This is a genomic window from Pseudonocardia xinjiangensis (assembly GCF_012911925.1).
GTDB lineage: Bacteria > Actinomycetota > Actinomycetes > Mycobacteriales > Pseudonocardiaceae > Pseudonocardia > Pseudonocardia xinjiangensis.
In genome coordinates this window covers 1-1,010 of sequence record NZ_JAAXKY010000309.1, presented here as the reverse complement: position 1 = coordinate 1,010, position 1,010 = coordinate 1, and the positions used below count along the sequence as shown (strand labels likewise).

Annotated in this window: 2 protein-coding genes; both read right to left on the bottom strand. The window is 72.5% G+C overall.

Annotated elements, in window-relative coordinates; genetic code table 11:
- Window positions 1-554: polysaccharide lyase (locus HF577_RS37780; RefSeq protein ID WP_407692287.1), on the bottom strand; the 554-nt coding region annotated here is incomplete at its 3' end.
- Between the two features lie 3 nt (window positions 555-557).
- On the bottom strand, window positions 558-1,010 hold a 453-nt coding region (locus tag HF577_RS37215), incomplete at its 5' end, for a hypothetical protein (RefSeq protein ID WP_169400688.1).

Here is a 1,010-nt window from a genome sequence, read left to right as displayed (position 1 = left end):
TGCTGGGAGGTGGGGAGGTAGGCGTAGACCTCGCCGGCGCCGTCGGTGCGCCACATGTAGCGGGTGGAGAAGCCGTTGGTGCCGTCGGGGATGTGTTGGCCGCTGGTGACGGTGCCGCCGTAGAGGCCGGGGAGCTTTCCGCCCTTGACGAAGTCGAATTCGGGGGGGAAGCGGAGTTGGTAGCGCAGGTCGAGGGTGTCGGTCGCGGTGCTGGTGTCGGGGAGGCGGAGGTAGGCCTGGGTGCCGCCGTCGGGGCCGCCGGCGGCGCGGCTGGCGGAGCCCGCGGGGTAGGAGACGCGGAGCAGGATCCCGCCGGGGGCGTCGGTGGTGGTCAGGAGCTGGGCCTCGTCGAGACCGAAGCCGCCGCGGTCGTCGTAGACGAGCCCGGTGCCGATGAACCTCTGCAGGTCCTTCGGGGTGACCACGGAGTCGACCGCCGTGGGGGCCGGCTCCGGAGAGATCCAGGTGGTGTCACATGCCGTCGCGCCCATCAGCAGGACGTTCACGGCCGCTGCGGCGGAGCGCCGCAGCGCGCGGCGCCTCGTCATGGTCATCGGTCAGCCTCCGGCGGAGGGTAGGACGGGCGGGGGGCGACGGTAGGCGTGTGCGGTGCGGCGCTGGCGGCGGGTGTGGACCTGTTCCAGGACGATGGCCAGCAGGATCAGGGGGATGCCGATGGCGCCGAGGAGGTTGAGCGGGGGCAGGCTCAGCTCGTTGGGCCCGGCCTGGCCGACCTGGCCGCGGACGGCTTCGAGGGCGTGTACGCGGGAGGCGGTGAGCAGGAAGGGGCTGCCCTCGGCGGCGTTGATGCCCAGGGCGGTGGTGGCCACGTCGACGTTGTCGGCGTGTACGAGTTGGGCCGAGCGGGAGCGGATGCCTTCCTGGGCGTGGTCGATGACGGTGCCGGAGATGGTGGTGGCGGCGCCGACGTCGATGCCGGTGGTGCCGCCGGTGATGTGGCCGCCGATGATGCGGGTGTCGGGGCTGAAGGTCCGCACGGTGTCGAAGGC